General features: G+C 67.7%; 14 protein-coding genes. All 14 read left to right on the top strand.

The genetic code is table 11. The features are described from left to right. Window positions 1-77: 77 nt before the first annotated feature. Entirely contained in the window at window positions 78-1,397 is a 1,320-nt protein-coding gene (hslU, locus tag AC57B5_RS14770) for an ATP-dependent protease ATPase subunit HslU (RefSeq protein ID WP_170962086.1), read from the top strand. Window positions 1,398-1,765: 368 nt separating this feature from the next. Then, the gene (gene mraZ, locus AC57B5_RS14765; RefSeq protein ID WP_012203391.1) at window positions 1,766-2,194 is read left to right on the top strand and encodes a division/cell wall cluster transcriptional repressor MraZ; all 429 of its coding nucleotides are present in this window, start codon (window positions 1,766-1,768) and stop codon (window positions 2,192-2,194) included. A 15-nt stretch (window positions 2,195-2,209) separates the two neighbouring features. Then, entirely contained in the window at window positions 2,210-3,139 is a 930-nt protein-coding gene (rsmH, locus tag AC57B5_RS14760) for a 16S rRNA (cytosine(1402)-N(4))-methyltransferase RsmH (RefSeq protein WP_012203392.1), read from the top strand. Window positions 3,140-3,176: 37 nt separating this feature from the next. After that, entirely contained in the window at window positions 3,177-3,461 is a 285-nt protein-coding gene (gene ftsL / locus AC57B5_RS14755; RefSeq protein ID WP_012203393.1) for a cell division protein FtsL, read from the top strand. Next, window positions 3,458-5,206, top strand: a complete 1,749-nt coding sequence (locus AC57B5_RS14750) for a peptidoglycan D,D-transpeptidase FtsI family protein (protein WP_013804112.1) — start codon at window positions 3,458-3,460, stop codon at window positions 5,204-5,206. The genes ftsL and AC57B5_RS14750 overlap by 4 nt, the downstream gene beginning before the upstream one ends. Continuing rightward, window positions 5,203-6,732, top strand: a complete 1,530-nt coding sequence (locus tag AC57B5_RS14745; protein ID WP_496399813.1) for a UDP-N-acetylmuramoyl-L-alanyl-D-glutamate--2,6-diaminopimelate ligase — start codon at window positions 5,203-5,205, stop codon at window positions 6,730-6,732. The genes AC57B5_RS14750 and AC57B5_RS14745 overlap by 4 nt, the downstream gene beginning before the upstream one ends. Beyond that, window positions 6,729-8,144 carry a UDP-N-acetylmuramoyl-tripeptide--D-alanyl-D-alanine ligase gene (locus tag AC57B5_RS14740; protein WP_202759184.1) on the top strand — a complete coding sequence of 472 codons (1,416 nt, stop codon included), beginning with the start codon at window positions 6,729-6,731 and terminating at the stop codon, window positions 8,142-8,144. Before AC57B5_RS14745 ends, AC57B5_RS14740 begins: the two co-directional genes overlap by 4 nt. After that, complete coding sequence (gene mraY, locus AC57B5_RS14735; RefSeq protein WP_012203397.1) at window positions 8,135-9,313, top strand: phospho-N-acetylmuramoyl-pentapeptide-transferase; 1,179 nt, start codon at window positions 8,135-8,137, stop codon at window positions 9,311-9,313. The genes AC57B5_RS14740 and mraY overlap by 10 nt, the downstream gene beginning before the upstream one ends. Before the next feature lie 4 nt (window positions 9,314-9,317). Further along, on the top strand, window positions 9,318-11,270 hold the full coding sequence (gene murD / locus AC57B5_RS14730; protein ID WP_496399812.1) for a UDP-N-acetylmuramoyl-L-alanine--D-glutamate ligase: 1,953 nt from the start codon (window positions 9,318-9,320) through the stop codon (window positions 11,268-11,270). Beyond that, window positions 11,267-12,532 (top strand): putative lipid II flippase FtsW, encoded by a 1,266-nt coding sequence (ftsW, locus tag AC57B5_RS14725; RefSeq protein ID WP_012203399.1) that lies wholly within the window; start codon window positions 11,267-11,269, stop codon window positions 12,530-12,532. Before murD ends, ftsW begins: the two co-directional genes overlap by 4 nt. Next, window positions 12,529-13,623 carry an undecaprenyldiphospho-muramoylpentapeptide beta-N-acetylglucosaminyltransferase gene (murG, locus tag AC57B5_RS14720; RefSeq protein ID WP_088166115.1) on the top strand — a complete coding sequence of 365 codons (1,095 nt, stop codon included), beginning with the start codon at window positions 12,529-12,531 and terminating at the stop codon, window positions 13,621-13,623. Before ftsW ends, murG begins: the two co-directional genes overlap by 4 nt. Further along, window positions 13,620-15,053 carry a UDP-N-acetylmuramate--L-alanine ligase gene (gene murC / locus AC57B5_RS14715; RefSeq protein WP_065346118.1) on the top strand — a complete coding sequence of 478 codons (1,434 nt, stop codon included), beginning with the start codon at window positions 13,620-13,622 and terminating at the stop codon, window positions 15,051-15,053. Before murG ends, murC begins: the two co-directional genes overlap by 4 nt. Then, window positions 15,050-16,030 (top strand): D-alanine--D-alanine ligase, encoded by a 981-nt coding sequence (locus AC57B5_RS14710; RefSeq protein ID WP_065346119.1) that lies wholly within the window; start codon window positions 15,050-15,052, stop codon window positions 16,028-16,030. The genes murC and AC57B5_RS14710 overlap by 4 nt, the downstream gene beginning before the upstream one ends. Beyond that, window positions 16,027-16,827 carry a cell division protein FtsQ/DivIB gene (locus AC57B5_RS14705; protein WP_013804104.1) on the top strand — a complete coding sequence of 267 codons (801 nt, stop codon included), beginning with the start codon at window positions 16,027-16,029 and terminating at the stop codon, window positions 16,825-16,827. The genes AC57B5_RS14710 and AC57B5_RS14705 overlap by 4 nt, the downstream gene beginning before the upstream one ends. Window positions 16,828-16,909 lie beyond the last annotated feature (82 nt).

Genomic DNA, 16,909 nt, shown 5'->3' with positions numbered 1-16,909 from the left:
AAACGCACGGCATTGAAACTCACAGTCGCCAGCGGCCAGGCAACGGGGCTGGCGGCGCAATGCATCGAATACACACCATGTCCTCTGCCATGACCCCCCAGGAGATCGTCTCCGAACTGGACCGCCACATCGTCGGCCAGGCTGGCGCCAAGCGCGCCGTGGCCATCGCGCTGCGCAACCGCTGGCGCCGCCAGAACGTGGCCGACGGCCTGCGCCAGGAGATCACGCCCAAGAACATCCTCATGATCGGCCCCACAGGCGTGGGCAAGACCGAGATCGCGCGCCGCCTGGCGCGGCTGGCCGATGCCCCCTTCATCAAGGTCGAGGCCACCAAGTTCACCGAAGTGGGCTACGTGGGCAAGGACGTGGATGCCATCATCCGCGACCTGGCCGAGGTGGCCGTCAAGCAGACGCGCGAGGCCGACATGAAGAAGCTGCGCCTGCGCGCCGAAGACGCGGCCGAGGACCGCATCCTCGACGTGCTCGTGCCCCAGGCCCGCAGCGGCGAGGTGGCCGCCGACAACACGGCACGCCAGGTTTTCCGCAAGAAGCTGCGCGAGGGCCAGCTCGACGACAAGGAAATCGAGATCGATGTCGCCGACGCGCCGCCCCAGGTGCAGATCATGGGTCCCCAGGGCATGGAAGAGATGGCCGAGCAGCTGCGCGGCATGTTCAGCCACATGGGCCAGGAAAAGCGCAAGACGCGCAAACTGCGCATTGCCGAGGCCATGAAGCTGCTGACCGACGAGGAAGCGGCAAAACTGGTCAACGAGGAAGACGTGCGCACCCGCGCCATCGCCAATGCCGAGCAGAACGGCATCGTCTTCATCGACGAGATCGACAAGGTGGCCACGCGCCAGGAAACCAGCGGCTCCGACATCTCGCGCCAGGGCGTGCAGCGCGACCTGCTGCCCCTGGTCGAAGGCACCAGCGTCTCCACCAAGTACGGCGTGGTCAAGACCGACCACATCCTGTTCATCGCCTCGGGCGCCTTCCACCTGTCCAAGCCCAGCGACCTCATCCCCGAACTGCAGGGGCGCTTCCCGATCCGCGTGGAGCTGGACTCGCTGTCGGTCCAGGACTTCGAGGCCATCCTCACCCAGACCCATGCCTCCCTGGTCAAGCAGTACCAGGCGCTGCTGGCCACCGAAGGCGTCACGCTGGAATTCACGCCCGAAGGCATCACCCGGCTCGCCGGCATCGCCTTCGATGTCAACGAGCGCACCGAGAACATCGGCGCGCGCCGCCTGTCCACCGTGCTCGAGCGCCTGCTGGACGAGGTCAGCTTCGACGCGGCCAATCTGTCCGGCCAGACCATCTCCATCGACGCGGCCTACGTGGACCAGCGTCTGCAGTCCCTGAGCCAGGACGAAGACCTCTCGCGCTTCATCCTCTGAAACGGGCCGGCTGCCGCGCAGCCGCCACCGAAGTGACTGCCCGCATTGCCGGGCAGTCACTTTTTGTAGGAGGGTTGCCCGAGTTGCAACCGGTCGCCAGCGAATTGAATCGTTGCAATTGCGTGCAGGCTTTGAGAGATCACTTGCAGTCAGTCCTCTAAGTACTTGTAAAGCCAGGGATTTTTGTCACCACTCACATTGCATTCGGCTTCTAAGTTGTTGATTTCATTGCAAATAATTGTCCATTCCCGGGTTGTGAAACACCAAATTGCTGCTACAGTGCAAAAAAGTGCAATTAAGTGGTGAAAGTTGCCTTTGTGCCCCGATTTCCGGGACGCGATGGCTCCAACCGACCGGGGTGACTGACCGTGTTTCAAGGGGCGTCCTCGCTGAATCTCGATGGAAAGGGGCGGCTGTCTGTGCCGACCCGGCATCGCGACGCCCTTGTGGCCATGGCCCAGGGCCAGGTCACCCTCACCAAACATCCCCACGGTTGCCTGATGCTGTTCCCGCGCACGGAGTGGCTGCAGTTTCGCGAGCGGATCGCGCAGCTGCCCATGTCGGCGCAGTGGTGGAAGCGCATCTTCCTGGGTAACGCCATGGACGTGGACATGGATGCCACCGGCCGCGTGCTGGTGTCGCCCGAGCTGCGTGAAGCCGTGGGTCTGACCAAGGAGGTCGTGCTGCTGGGCATGGGCAACCATTTCGAGCTGTGGGACAAGGCCACTTATGAGGCACATGAAGCGAAGGCCATGCAGGAAGAAATGCCTGCGGCCTTCCAGGATTTTGCTTTCTAGGAAAGAGGCGTTTTCTTGAATCAGCCGTTGCAACACATCACCGTTTTGCTCGACGAGGCCGTCGATGCGCTGCTGGACGGCGCCGCACAGCCCGTTGCCGGGCAATGGGTGGACGCGACCTTCGGGCGAGGCGGGCATTCCCGGCGCATCCTGCAGCGGCTGGGGCCGGATGGGGCCTTGCTGGCGTTCGACAAGGACCCGGACGCGATCGAAGAGGCAGCGCGCATCACCGATGCGCGTTTTTCGATTCGGCACGAAGGGTTTCGCCACCTCAGCGAGCTGCCGGCCGGCAGCGTGCAGGGCGTGCTGATGGACCTGGGCGTGAGCTCTCCCCAGATCGACAACCCCGAGCGTGGCTTCAGCTTCCGCTTCGAGGGTCCGCTGGACATGCGCATGGACACCACGCGCGGCCAGAGCGTGGCGGACTGGCTGGCGGAAGCCGATGCCCAGCAGATTGCGGAGGTGATACGTGACTACGGCGAAGAACGGTTTGCTGGCCCCATTGCAAAGGCGATTGTTGCTCGGCGCGAAAGCCAGGGGCCCCTTCGCAACACCGCGGAGCTTGCCGAGCTCGTGGCTGGCGCGGTCCGGACCCGCGAGGCTGGGCAGAACCCAGCGACACGCACATTCCAGGCTCTTCGGATTTTCATCAATGCCGAGCTTGAAGAGCTCGAACAGGCGCTAGAGGCCAGCCTGCGCGTGCTGGCGCCGGGCGGACGCCTGGTGGTGATCAGCTTCCACTCGCTGGAGGACCGCATCGTCAAGCAGTTCATCGCCAAGCACTCCAAGGAAGTCTATGACCGGCGCGCACCCTTTGCCGTGCCCACGCCCATGCGCCTTGAAGCGCTGGGCCGCATCAAGCCCAGCGAGGCCGAGGTCGCCGCCAATGCGCGCTCGCGCTCGGCCGTGATGCGCGTGGCCCGCCGCACCGGGGTGCCTGCATGAAGCGCATGCACCGTCTGGCGCAAGAGGAGGGCGTGGCATGCTGCGCCTGAACCTCGTGCTGCTGCTGGCGGTGATGGCCAGCGCCATCTTCCTGGTACACAACCAGTACGAATCGCGCCGCCTGTTCACCGAACTGGACCGCGCCGTGGCCGAATCGCGCCGCCTGGCCACCGAGCAGCAGCGCCTGCAGGTGGAAAAGCGCGCCCAGGCCACGCCACAGCGCATCGAGGTCATGGCGCGCGAGCGCCTGCAGATGAAGCCGGCCACGCCGGCCATCGCCCAGTACGTCAATGACGATGCGCGCACGGGAGTGGCTCCATGACGCGCAGCGTGCTCTACACCTCCAGCCCCCTGCTGGCGTCCAAGACACCCCTGTGGCGCAGCAAGATGATCGTGGCCATGCTGGGCCTGGGCTTTGTCGGCCTGGGCGCGCGCGCGGCCTATGTGCAGGTGTTCGGCAACGACTTCTTCCAGCGCCAGGGCCAGGTGCGCTTTGCGCGCACGCTGGAGCTGCCGGCCAACCGTGGCCGCCTGCTGGACCGCAATGGACTGATCCTGGCCTCCAGCGTGCCGGCCGCCAGCATCTGGGCCATTCCCGAAGATGTCGAGCAGGACGACCCCGAGGTCAAGGCCAAGCTCAAGCAGCTGGCCGCGCTCATGGAGATGCCGCTGCCAGCGCTGATGGAAAAGCTGGCCGACGAGGACAAGACCTTCGTCTGGATCAAGCGCCAGCTCGACTGGGACGTTGGCCAGCAGATCCATGCCCTCAACATCAAGGGCATCTACCAGCGCAAGGAATACAAGCGCCAGTACCCGGAAGGCGAATCGGCCGCCCACATCGTGGGCTTCACCAATGTGGAAGACCATGGCCAGGAAGGCATGGAGCTGGCCTTCGACAAGGAGCTCGGCGGCAAGCCCGGCTCGCGCCGCGTGATCAAGGACCGCTTGGGCCGCGTGGTCGAGGGCGTGGGCGAGGAAGTGCCGCCTCAGGACGGCCGCGACATCCAGCTGTCCGTGGACAGCAAGGTCCAGTACTTCGCCTACCAGAAGCTCAAGGAGCAGGTCATCGCGCACAAGGCCAAGGCGGGCAGCGTGGTGGTCATGGATGCGCACACCGGCGAATTGCTGGCCCTGGCCAACTACCCCAGCTACGTGCCCGACAAGCGCAAGAACCTGACGGGCGAGCAGCTGCGCAACCGCGCCATCACCGACACCTTCGAGCCCGGCTCGACCATGAAGCCCATCACCATCGGCCTGGCGCTGGAGTCGGGCCGCTTCAAGCCGGAAACGCCCATCGACACCACGCCGGGCCGCGTCAACGTCACGGGCTCGACGATTTCCGACACCCACAACTACGGCCTGCTCACCGTGGCCGGCGTGATCCAGAAGTCCAGCAACGTGGGCACGACCAAGATCGCGCTGCAGATGCCGGCCAAGGAAATGTGGGAAACCTTCTCGGCCGTGGGCTTCGGCCAGAAGCCGCAGATCTCCTTCCCCGGCGCCGCCAGCGGTCGCCTGCGTCCCTACAAGACCTGGAGGCCGGTGGAGCAGGCCACCATGGGCTATGGCTACGGCCTGTCCGCCAGCCTGCTGCAGATGACGCGCAGCTACACCGTCTTCGCCAATGGCGGGCGCGTGATCCCGGCCACCATGGTCAAGACCGACGAGCCGCCCGTGGGCGTGCCCGTGTTCTCGCCGCGCACGGCCAACGAGGTGCGCAAGATGCTGGCGCTGGCGGCCGGCCCCGGTGGCACGGGCCAGCGCGCCCAGACCATCGGCTACTCGGTGGGCGGCAAGTCGGGCACGGCCCGCAAGCAGCAGGGCAAGGGCTATGCCGCCGGCAAGTACCGCGCCTGGTTCACGGGCATGGCGCCCATCGAGAACCCGCGCATCATCGTCGCCGTGATGGTGGACGAGCCCAGTGCCGGCACCATCTACGGCGGCACCGTGGCGGCACCCGTGTTCAGCGAAGTGGTGCAGCAGACGCTGCGCCTGATGGGCGTGCAGCCCGATATGGAAGTCAAGCCCTTGATCGTCGCCAACCCCGTGGAGGAGCCCTCGCTATGAGTTCCTCCCAAGCCCTGCGGGTGCTGTCCACGGCCACCGAGGCTGTCCAATGGCTGGCCGCCCGCCTGCAAGGCAGCGGCACGCTGCAGACCGACAGCCGCAAGGTCCGGCCCGGCGACGCCTTCATCGCCTGGCCCGGCGCGGCCACCGATGGCCGCGCCCATGTGGCCTCGGCCCTGGAGCGCGGTGCCATGGCCTGCCTGGTCGAAGCGCAGGGTGTCGAAGCCTTCGGTTTTTCCGGCGAGCACATCGCGGCGCTGCCCGGCCTCAAGGCCGCCACGGGCCTGATCGCCGACCAGTGGTTCCAGCATCCCAGCGCCCAGATCGACGTGCTGGCCGTGACCGGCACCAATGGCAAGACCACCACCGCCTGGTGGCTGGCGCACGCGCTGGCCCAGGTGAAGCTGCAGGAACGCAGCGGCTGCGCCCTGGTGGGCACGCTGGGCGTGGGAATCCCGCCCGCCATGGAATCCACGGGCATGACCACGCCCGACCCGGTGCGGCTGCAGCGCGCGTTCCGCGAGTACGCCGATGCGGGCCTGGCAGCCTGCGCCATCGAGGCCTCGTCCATCGGCATCGTCGAGCACCGGCTGGACGGCACGCGCATCCGCGTGGCGCTGTTCACCAATTTCACGCAGGACCACCTCGACTACCACGGCAGCATGCAGGCCTACTGGGATGCCAAGGCCGCGCTGTTCGACTGGCCCGGCCTGCAGGCCGCCGTCGTCAATGTGGACGACGCGCATGGCGCACGCCTGTGGGCCACGCTGCAGTCGCGCCAGCAGCCTGCCGCGCTCGACGTCTGGAGCATTTCCATCGAAGGCGCGGCGCGCCTGCAGGCCAAGGACATTGCGCTGGGTGCCGAAGGCCTGAGCTTCACCGTGATCGAGGCCGGCCACAGCCTGCGCATGCACACGCGCATGGTGGGCCAGTACAACGTATCCAACCTGCTGGGCGTGCTGGCCGCGCTGCGCTGCCTGGGCCTGACCCTGGACCAGGCCGTTGCGGCCTGCGCCCACCTGGAGCCCGTGCCCGGCCGCATGCAGCAGATCGTCCAGCCCGGCCAGCCGCTGGTGGCCGTGGACTACGCCCACACGCCCGATGCGCTGGACAAGGCCCTGCGTGCCCTGCGCCCGGCCGCCGAGCAGCGCCGTGGCCGGCTGTGGTGCGTGTTCGGCTGCGGCGGCGACCGCGATGCCACCAAGCGGCCGCTCATGGGGCAGGCCGCCCAGAAGAATGCCGACTGTGTGCTGGTCACCAGCGACAACCCGCGCAGCGAAGTGCCCGACCGCATCATCGACCAGATCCTGGCCGGCATGCAGCCGGGCGAGAACCTGCAGTCCCAGGCCGATCGCGCAGCGGCCATCGCCCAGGCGATTGCGCACGCCAGCGAACGCGACGTGGTGCTGATCGCCGGCAAGGGACATGAGGACTACCAGGAGACGGCGGGCCAGCGCCATCCGTTCTCCGACATGGCCGAGGCGCACAAGGCGCTGGCGGCCCGCGAAGGAAAGAAGCGGTCATGATGACCTTGCAACAAGCGCTGGAGCTGATCCAGTCGCATATCCCCCAGGCACGGCTGGTCGGCAACGGCCAGACCGTGCTCACGCGCGTGCACACCGACACCCGCACGCTGCAGGCCGGGGATCTGTTCGTCGCCTTGAAGGGCGAGCGTTTCGATGCCAACCAGTTCCTGGCCCAGGCCCGCGAGGCCGGCGCTGCCGCAGCCCTGGCCCATGGCGGCCTGGAGGCCGCAGGCCTGTCCGGCATCGAGGTGCCCGATTCGCTGGCCGCCCTGGGCGCGCTGGCCACGGCCTGGCGCGCGCGCTTTGCGCTGCCGCTGATTGCCGTCACCGGCAGCAACGGCAAGACCACGGTCACGCAGATGGTGGCCTCCATCCTGCGCGCCCATGCGGGCGAGGCGGCCTTGGCCACGCGCGGCAACTTCAACAACTCCATCGGCCTGCCGCTGAGTCTGATGCGCATGACCGCCCAGCACCGCGTGGCCGTGCTGGAGATGGGCATGAACCATCCCGGCGAGATTGCCGAGCTGGCCGCCATCGGCCAGCCCACGGTGGCCCTGGTCAACAACGCGCAGCGCGAGCACCAGGAATTCATGCACACGGTCGAGGCCGTGGCGCGCGAGAACGGCAGCGTGCTGCTGTCCCTGCCCGCCGACGGCGTGGCCGTGTTCCCGGCCGGCGACACCTACACGCCGCTGTGGCGCGAGCTGGCCGCTGCGCGCCAGTGCCTGCTGTTCGGCGAGTCTGCCGATGGCGCCCAGGTCCATGCGCGCGATGCGCTGTGGCTGGGCGATGCCTGGCAGTTCACCCTGGTCACGCCCGAGGGCGAGGCCCCGGTGCGCCTGCACATTGCCGGCCGCCACAACGTGCGCAATGCGCTGGCCGCTGCGGCCTGCGCCCAGGCAGCCGGTGTGCCGCTGGCCGACATTGCACGCGGCCTGAGCGTGTTCGAGCCCGTGCAGGGTCGCTCGCGCGCACTGGGCGTTTCGGTGCAGGGCCGCACGGTCACCGTGATCGACGACAGCTACAACGCCAATCCCGACTCGGTGGCTGCGGCCATCGAGGTGCTGCGCGAACTGCCCGCTCCCCAGCTGCTGGTGCTGGGCGACATGGGCGAGGTTGGCGACCAGGGGCCGCAATTCCATGCCGAGGCGGGCGCGCTGGCGCGCAGCCTGGGCATTGCCCGGCTGTTCACGCTGGGCGCGCAAAGCACATCCGCCGCCACTGCATTCGGTGCAGGTGCGCGGCATTTCGAAGACATGGCCTCGCTGCAGCAGGCAGCCTGTGCCGCACTGCCCGAGGTGGGCAGCATTCTGGTCAAGGGTTCGAGGTTCATGAAGATGGAGCAGGTGGTTCAGGCGGTCGAGGCGGCCGGCAAGGATGACGGTTGCAAGAAGGAGGCCGCATGCTGCTGATGCTGTCCCAATGGCTGCAGGGCCTGTCCCCCGAGTTCGGCTTTCTGCGCGTCTTCCAGTACCTCACGATGCGCGCCGTGATGGCCGCGCTCACGGCCCTGGTCATCGGACTGCTGGCCGGGCCGCGCCTGATCCGCATGCTGACCTCGCTCAAGATCGGTCAGCCCGTGCGCGGCTACGGCATGGAGACCCATCTGGCCAAGAGCGGCACGCCCACCATGGGCGGGGCGCTGATCCTGCTGTCCATTGCCGTTTCCACGCTGCTGTGGTTCGACCTGTCCAACCGCTTCGTCTGGATCGTGCTGCTGGTCACGCTGGGCTTCGGCACCATCGGCTGGGTGGACGACTGGCGCAAGGTGGTCAACAAGGACCCCGAAGGCATGCGCTCGGGCGAGAAGTATTTCTGGCAGTCCGTCATCGGCCTGCTGGCCGCGCTGTACCTGGTGTTCTGCATTTCCGAGAACTCCAATGCCCAGGTCTTCGAGCTGTTCGTCACCTGGGTGCAGTCCGGCTTTGCGCTGGACCTGCCGCCCAAGGCGGGCCTTCTCGTGCCTTTCTTCAAGGAAGTCAGCTACCCGCTGGGCGTGCTGGGCTTCGTGATCATGACCTACCTGGTCATCGTGGGCGCCAGCAATGCCGTGAATCTGACCGACGGGCTGGACGGCCTGGCGATCATGCCCGTGATCATGGTGGGCTCGGCCCTGGGCATCTTCGCCTACGTCACCGGCAATGCCGGCTACGCCAAGTACCTGCTGTTCCCGCACATCCCGGGTTCGGGCGAGCTGCTGGTGTACTGCGCGGCCATGGCCGGCGCGGGCCTGGCCTTCCTCTGGTTCAACGCCCACCCGGCCCAGGTGTTCATGGGCGACGTGGGTGCGCTGGCGCTGGGCGCCTCGCTGGGCACCATTGCCGTCATCGTGCGCCAGGAAATCGTGCTGGCCATCATGGGCGGCATCTTCGTGGTGGAGGCGCTGTCGGTGATGCTGCAGGTCACCTGGTTCAAGTTCACCAAGAAGCGCTACGGCCAGGGCCGCCGCCTGCTCAAGATGGCGCCGCTGCACCACCACTTCGAAAAGAGTGGCTGGAAGGAGACCCAGGTCGTGATCCGCTTCTGGATCATCACCATGCTGCTGTGCCTGCTGGGCCTGTCCACGCTGAAGCTGAGGTGAGTGCATGAACACCGAAGACTTCAAGACCGACCTCCACGCACTGCCGGCCACCGAGCCCGCCGTGCCGGCGTCCCCTGCCGAGCTTGTCGAGCTGGCGGACCCGGCCGGAATGCCGGGCCTCGCTCCCGAGGGGCAGGTGGTTGCGGACCCGGTCCTGGACGATTCACCGGCTCCCGTGCCAGTTGGCGACGGCGAGGCGGAGCCTCCGGCCGCCGAGGTGCCGCAGGTGCCGCCGGTGCCTGTGGCCCTTACCGAGCCCGTGCCCGACATCGCCACGCTGACGGCGGCCAAGGATGCTGCCGCCTTCGTGGCCCAGATCTTTGCGGACCCCAGCATCTCCGACTCGTCCGACGCCGAGGTCACGCCCCTTGCCGCCGAAGAGGCGGTTGAATCCGAACAGGTGCTGCCGCCCGTGGCTGCCGGCTGGCCTGGCGAGCAGGTCCAGCACCTGCAGGGCCAGCGCGTGCTCGTGCTGGGTCTGGGCGCCTCGGGCCTGGCCATGGCACGCTGGTGCGTGCGCTGCGGCGCCGAAGTCATCGTGGCCGATACGCGCCAGGCACCGCCCCAGCTGCAGCAGCTGTCCACCGAATTGCCCCAGGTGCGCTTCGTGCCCGGCGAGTTCACGGCGCAGCTGGTGGACGGCCAGAGCCTGGGCCTGGTCTACCGCTCACCCGGCCTGAGCCCGGCCGCCGTGGCGCCCGTGGTCGATACGGCGCGCGCTCAGGGCCTGCCCGTGGGCGGCGAGCTCGATCTCTTCGCCATGGCGCTCAAGGCCCTGGCCGCAGCCCATGGCTACCGTCCCACGGTGCTGGGCATCACCGGGACCAATGGCAAGACCACGGTCACCTCGCTGACCGGCCAACTGCTGGAGCATGCGGGCCTGCGCGTGGCCGTGGCCGGCAATATCGGCCCCACGCTGCTGGACACGCTGACCCAGGCCATCGATGCCGAAACGCTGCCCCAGGCCTGGGTGCTGGAGCTGTCCAGCTTCCAGCTCGATGGCGTGCAGATGTTCGAGCCCACGGCCGCCGCCGTGCTCAACATCACCCAGGACCATCTGGACTGGCACGGCAGCCTGCGCGCCTATGCCGATGCCAAGGCCTGCATCTTCGGCAGCAGCGGCACCATGGTGCTCAACCGCGAAGACCCCGAGGTCATGCGCATGCTGCCGGCGCCCGTGGTGCCGCCGGGCAAGCGCCAAAAGCCCCAGCAGCGCGCCCACATCACCTTCGGCGGCGACATGCCGCGCCGCCCCGGCGACTTCGGCCTGGAAGTGGTCAGCGGCATGACGTGGCTGGTGCGTGCCCATGAGGCCGACGAAACCGCCAAGGGCAAGAACGCCGAAGACCTGTACATCCAGCGCCTCATGCCTGCCGACGCACTGCGCATCCGCGGCCGGCACAACGCCATCAACGCCCTGTCCGCCCTGGCCCTGGCCAGCGCGGGTGGCTGCACGCTGGCGCCGCTGCTCTATGGACTGCGTGAGTACCGGGGCGAGCCGCACCGCGTCCAGCCCATTGGCCGCGTCAACGGCGTGGAGTACTACGACGACAGCAAGGGCACGAACGTGGGCGCCACCGTGGCCGCGCTGTCCGGCCTGGGACCTGACCACCGCATCGTGGTCATCCTGGGTGGCGACGGCAAGGGCCAGGATTTCTCCCCGCTGGTCGCGCCCGTGTCGCGCCATGTGCGCACGGCCGTGCTGATCGGCCGCGACGCCGGCCGCATCCGCGCCGCCCTGCAGGACTGCGGCGTGCCCCTGGTCGATGCCACCACCATGGCCGACGCCGTGGAGCTGGCCGCCTCGCGAGCCCATGAGGGCGATGCCGTGCTGCTGTCGCCCGCCTGTGCCAGCCTGGACATGTTCCGCAACTACGAGGACCGGGCCCACCAGTTCGTCGATGCCGTGCGCGCGCTGGCGCTGGATGCCGGGCATGAACTCGGAGGTACTGCATGACCGCCGTATCGCAGGTCCTGGGCCGCATGCGCTCCTGGTTCGGAGGCGCGCAGGAGAAGGCCATCGACGTGCTGCCCGTGCGCCTGGGGGGACCCCAGTACCACCGGCCCACGCAGACGCCTGCCAGCGTGCTCGGCCTGGACCAGGCCCTGATCTGGGTGGTCATAGGCCTGCTGGCCTGGAGCCTGATCATGGTGTATTCGGCGTCGATCGCCATGCCGGACAACCCGCGCTTCGGCAAGATCGCGCCCACCCATTTCCTGATGCGCCATGCCATGTCTATCGGCATGGCCTTCGTCGGCGCGCTGCTGGCCTTCCAGGTGTCCATGGCCACCTGGGAGCGCATGGCGCGCAAGCTGTTCCTGGTGTCCCTGGTCCTGCTGGTGGCCGTGCTGATCCCGCACGTGGGCACCGTGGTCAACGGCGCGCGGCGCTGGCTGTCGCTGGGCATCATGAATTTCCAGCCGTCCGAACTGGCCAAGTTCGCCGTGCTCATCTATGCGGCCGACTACATGGTGCGCAAGATGGAGGTCAAGGAGCGCTTCTTCCGCGCCGTGCTGCCCATGGGGCTGGCCGTGGTGCTGGTCGGCGTGCTGCTGCTGGCCGAGCCCGACATGGGCGCCTTCATGGTGATCGTGGTGATCGCCATGGGCATCCTGTTCCTGGGCGGCGTGAATGCGCGCATGTTCTTCCTGATCGCGGCCCTGGTGGTGCTGGCCTTCGTGCTGATCATCGCCACCTCCGAATGGCGGCGCGAGCGCATCTTTGCCTACCTCAATCCCTGGGATGAAAAGCACGCCCTGGGCAAGGGCTACCAGCTGTCGCATGCGCTGATCGCCATCGGTCGCGGCGAGATCTTCGGCGTGGGCCTGGGCCGCAGCGTCGAGAAGCTGCACTGGCTGCCCGAGGCGCACACCGACTTTCTGCTGGCCGTGATCGGCGAGGAATTCGGCCTGGTCGGCGTGCTCTTGATCGCCGTCACCTTCCTGTGGCTGACGCGCCGCATCATGCTCATAGGGCGGCAGGCCATTGCGCTGGACCGGGTGTTCTCCGGCCTGGTGGCCGAGGGCATTGCGATCTGGATGGGTTTCCAGGCCTTCATCAACATGGGCGTGAACCTGGGCGCGCTGCCTACCAAGGGGCTGACGCTGCCCCTGATGAGTTTCGGCGGCTCGGCCATTCTGATGAATCTGATAGCGATAGCGGTGGTGTTAAGGGTGGACTACGAGAACAAGTTGCTGATGAAGGGAGGGCATGCATGACACAGCAGCCCACCTCCCAAGGCACGCAACGCCAGCGCACGGCCCTGATCATGGCCGGCGGCACGGGCGGACATATCTTCCCGGGCCTGGCCGTGGCCCAGGCCCTGCGCGAGCGCGGCTGGAACGTGCGCTGGCTGGGCGCGCCCGGCTCCATGGAGTCGCGCATCGTGCCGGCCCAGGGCTTCCCGCTGGAGACCATCGAGTTCTCGGGCGTGCGCGGCAAGGGCATCATGACCCTGGCCTTTTTGCCCATGCGCCTGCTGCGTGCCTTCTGGCAGGCGCTGGCCGTGGTGCGCCGCGTCAAGCCCGACGTGGTGGTCGGTCTGGGTGGCTACATCAGCTTCCCCGGTGGAATGATGGCCGTGCTGGCAGGCAAGCCCCTGGTGCTGCATGAGCAGAACTCCGTGGCCGGCATGGCCAACAAGGTGCTGGCCAGTGTCTCCCACCGCATCTTCACCGCCTTCCCCAACGTGTTCCCCAAGGGCCGCTGGGTCGGCAACCCCTTGCGCCAGGCCTTCACCGAGCAGCCCGCGCCCGAGCAGCGTTTCGCAGGCCGCAGCGGCCCGCTGCGCCTGCTGGTGGTGGGCGGAAGCCTGGGCGCCAAGGCTCTCAACGAGATCGTGCCCCAGGCGCTGGCCCTGATTCCCGCCGATGTGCGGCCCGTCGTGCTGCACCAAAGCGGCGCCGCGCAGATCGATGCCCTGCGCGCCAACTACGCGGCGGCAGGCGTGCAGGCCGAGCTGACGCCCTTCATCGACGACACGGCGCGCGCCTTTGCCGAGGCCGATGTCATCGTCTGCCGCGCCGGTGCTAGCACGGTCACCGAGATCGCGGCCGTGGGCGCCGCAGCCATCTATGTGCCCTTCCCGTCCGCCGTGGACGACCACCAGACCACGAACGCGCGTTTCCTGGTCGATGCCGGTGGTGGATGGTTGATGCAACAAAGCGCACTGACTGCCCAAAGCCTGGCCGAAATGCTACAAAATATGCAGCGTGCGACGCTGCTGGAGCGCGCTGGAAAAGCCAAGAAAATGCAAAAGACCGATGCCACCGCCGAGGTGGTCGCCGCCTGTGAGGAACTGGCCGCATGAAGCACGCCATTCATCACATCCATTTCGTCGGCATCGGCGGCGCCGGAATGAGCGGCATCGCCGAGGTGCTGCACAACCTGGGTTACGCCATCTCGGGCTCGGACCTGTCCGATAGCGCCACGCTGCGCCGGCTCGCCGGCCTGGGCATCGCCACCCACGTCGGCCATGCGGCCGCGCACATCGAAGGGGCTGACGCCGTCGTCACCTCCACCGCCGTGCAGTCCGACAATCCCGAGGTGGTCGCGGCGCGCACGCACAAGATCCCCGTCGTGCCGCGTGCGCTCATGCTGGCCGAGCTCATGCGCTTCAAGCAGGGCATCGCCATCGCGGGTGCCCATGGCAAGACCACGACCACCAGCCTGGTGACCAGCGTGCTGGCCGAGGCCGGGCTGGACCCGACCTTCGTCATCGGCGGCAAGCTCAACAGCGCGGGCGCCAACGCCAAGCTGGGCCAGGGCGACTACATCGTGGTCGAGGCCGACGAGTCCGATGCCTCCTTCCTGAACCTGCTGCCCGTGATGGCCGTCGTCACCAACATCGACGCCGACCACATGGAAACCTACGGCCATGACTTCGGCCGGCTCAAGGGCGCCTTCGTCGATTTCCTGCATCGCATGCCGTTCTACGGCCGCGCCATCGTCTGCGTGGACAGTCCGGCCGTGCGCGAGATCCTGCCCCAGGTGGCCCGCCCCGTGACCACCTACGGCTTTGCCGAGGACGCACAGGTGCGCGCCCTCAACGTGCGCGCCGAAGCTGGCAGCATGCATTTCACGGTGCGCCGCAGCAACGGCCAGAGCTATCCCGACCTGGACGTGGTGCTGAGCCTGCCGGGCGAGCACAACGTGCTCAACGCGCTGTCGGCCGTGGCCGTGGCCATGGAGCTGGAGATATCCGACGACGCGCTGCTGCGTGCCTTCGAAAGCTTCAAGGGCGTGGGCCGGCGCTTCCAGCGCTATGGCGAACTGGCGACTGCCGACGGCGGCAGCTTCACCGTCATCGACGACTATGGCCACCACCCCGTCGAGATGGCGGCCACGCTGGCCGCCGCTCGTGGCGCCTTCCCGGGCCGTCGCCTGGTGCTGGCATTCCAGCCGCACCGCTACAGCCGCACGCGCGACTGCTTCGAGGATTTCGTCAAGGTCATCGGCCTGGCCGACGCCGTGCTGCTGACCGAGGTCTATGCGGCCGGCGAGGCGCCCGTGGTGGCGGCCGACGGCCGCTCGCTGACACGCGCCCTGCGCGTGGCCGGCCGTGTCGAGCCGGTGTTTGTGGAAAACGTTGCCGAGCTGCCGGCGGCCATTGCCGTCAATGCCCGCGATGGCGACGTGTTGTTGTGCATGGGGGCAGGCTCGATTGGCGCCGTGCCCGGAAAGTTGGTTGAAATGCTTCAGAAACAAGAGCTGCAGGCGCAGCAGGGAGCTGCGCAATGAGCAGCTTCGGCACCCAGATCGATGTCAAGGCCCTGGGCAAGGTGGCCGTGCTGTTGGGCGGCCGCTCGGCCGAGCGCGAAGTCTCGCTGATGTCGGGCACGGGCGTGCTCAAGGCCCTGCTGTCGCATGGCGTGGACGCCCATGCCTTCGACCCCGCCGAGCGTGACCTGGGCGAGTTGAAGAAGGACGGGTTCGACCGCTGCTTCATCGCGCTGCACGGCCGCTACGGCGAAGACGGCACGGTGCAGGGCGCGCTGGAGCTGCTGGGCATCCCGTACACGGGCCCCGGCGTGATGGCCTCGAGCATCGCCATGGACAAGATCATGACCAAGCGCATCTGGCGCTTCGAGGGCCTGCCCACGCCGGACTGGCGTCTGGTCGCCAGCGCAGGCGAGACGCGCGCCGCGCTGCGGGCGCTGGGCGCACCCATGATCGTCAAGCCCTCGCGCGAGGGCTCGACCATCGGCCTGACCAAGGTCTGGACGGCCGAGGAATGCGAGCAGGCCTATGTGCTGGCCTCTCGCTACGACCCCGAAGTGCTCTGCGAAGAGTTCATCGAGGGCGACGAGACCACCTGCCCCGTGCTCGGCACCGGCGAGGGCGCCCATGCGCTGCCCGTGATCCGCATCGTCGCCCCCGAAGGCAACTACGACTACCAGAACAAGTACTTCACCGACGACACCAAGTACCACTGCCCCAGCGGACTGCCTGCCGAGGAAGAGGCCGAGATCCGGCGCATCGTCGTGCGCGCCTTCCGCACGCTGGGCTGCCGCGGCTGGTCGCGCGCCGACATCATGATCCGCGCCAGCGATCGCAAGCCCTTCCTGCTGGAGATCAACACCTCGCCAGGCATGACGGGCCACTCGCTGGTGCCCATGTCGGCCCGTGCCATCGGTGTCAGCTACGAGAACCTCTGCCTGGGCATCCTGGCCAGCGCCGCGCTGGACGCCGCGCAACCGGAGCAGGAGCACGCATGAGCTACTCCCTGCCGGCCCCCTTCGACGTCAAGCTCATGAACGTGACCGCCACGGTCCTGTTCGTGGGCGTGGCTGCGCTGGGGCTGGCAGCGGTGAGCTGGTGGGCGCTGCGCCACCCGGCCTTCAACATCGGCCGCATCGTGGTCGAGGGCGAGCTGGTGCACAACAACACGGTGACGCTGCGCGCCAACGTGGCGCCCGTGCTCACGGGCAACTTCTTCACCGTGGACCTCAAGGGGGCCAAGGCGGCATTCGAGCAGGTGCCCTGGGTGCGCGAGGCGCAGGTGCGCCGCGACTATCCCAACAGCCTGCGCGTCATCCTGCACGAGCATGTGGCCGAGGCCTTCTGGGGCCCCGATTCGGGCACCGGCCTGATCAACAGCTTTGGCGAGGTCTTCGAGGCCAACCTGGGCGAGCTCGACCGCGACGGCCTGCCGCGCCTGCAGGGCCCCGAGGACAGCGCCCCGCAGATGCTGCAGATGTACCGGCTGCTGGTGCCGGCGCTGGGGCCGCTGGATGTGGAGATCGACGGGCTCACGCTCAATGCGCGCGGAAGCTGGCAGCTCAGGCTGGCCAATGATGCACAGATCGAACTGGGTGGCGGCAGCGTGGAAGCCGTGCTGCAGCGCGTGCAGCGCTTCGTGCGCACGCTGCCCCAGATCACGACCCAATACAAGCGCAAGGCCGACGCCATCGAGTCGGCCGACCTGCGCTACGAAGACGGATATGCGCTGAGGCTGCGCGGTGTGACCACCGGCACGGCCAAGGCGCCGGCTGCAGTGCGTCCCCGACGCTGAAGACGAGGGAGGAAAGACCTATGTACACGCACACCATGCAGCGACACAGCGACAGGACAGAACCAACCGGGGGCGGATGCTG

It is taken from the genome of Delftia sp. BGA-UO-ETr-SB1, from assembly GCF_059567865.1.
The sequence above is the reverse complement of the archived record's forward strand: the minus strand, read 5'-3'. Positions and strand labels throughout refer to the sequence as shown.

Excerpts from the sequence above, each read along its gene's own strand:
- hslU (WP_170962086.1), top strand. The coding sequence starts at position 78 with ATGTCCTCTGCCATGACCCCCCAGGAGATCGTCTCCGAACTGGACCGC.
- ftsL (WP_012203393.1), top strand. The coding sequence starts at position 3,177 with ATGCTGCGCCTGAACCTCGTGCTGCTGCTGGCGGTGATGGCCAGCGCC.
- AC57B5_RS14750 (WP_013804112.1), top strand. The coding sequence starts at position 3,458 with ATGACGCGCAGCGTGCTCTACACCTCCAGCCCCCTGCTGGCGTCCAAG.
- AC57B5_RS14745 (WP_496399813.1), top strand. The coding sequence starts at position 5,203 with ATGAGTTCCTCCCAAGCCCTGCGGGTGCTGTCCACGGCCACCGAGGCT.
- AC57B5_RS14740 (WP_202759184.1), top strand. The coding sequence starts at position 6,729 with ATGATGACCTTGCAACAAGCGCTGGAGCTGATCCAGTCGCATATCCCC.
- mraY (WP_012203397.1), top strand. The coding sequence starts at position 8,135 with ATGCTGCTGATGCTGTCCCAATGGCTGCAGGGCCTGTCCCCCGAGTTC.
- murD (WP_496399812.1), top strand. The coding sequence starts at position 9,318 with ATGAACACCGAAGACTTCAAGACCGACCTCCACGCACTGCCGGCCACC.
- ftsW (WP_012203399.1), top strand. The coding sequence starts at position 11,267 with ATGACCGCCGTATCGCAGGTCCTGGGCCGCATGCGCTCCTGGTTCGGA.
- murG (WP_088166115.1), top strand. The coding sequence starts at position 12,529 with ATGACACAGCAGCCCACCTCCCAAGGCACGCAACGCCAGCGCACGGCC.
- murC (WP_065346118.1), top strand. The coding sequence starts at position 13,620 with ATGAAGCACGCCATTCATCACATCCATTTCGTCGGCATCGGCGGCGCC.
- AC57B5_RS14710 (WP_065346119.1), top strand. The coding sequence starts at position 15,050 with ATGAGCAGCTTCGGCACCCAGATCGATGTCAAGGCCCTGGGCAAGGTG.
- AC57B5_RS14705 (WP_013804104.1), top strand. The coding sequence starts at position 16,027 with ATGAGCTACTCCCTGCCGGCCCCCTTCGACGTCAAGCTCATGAACGTG.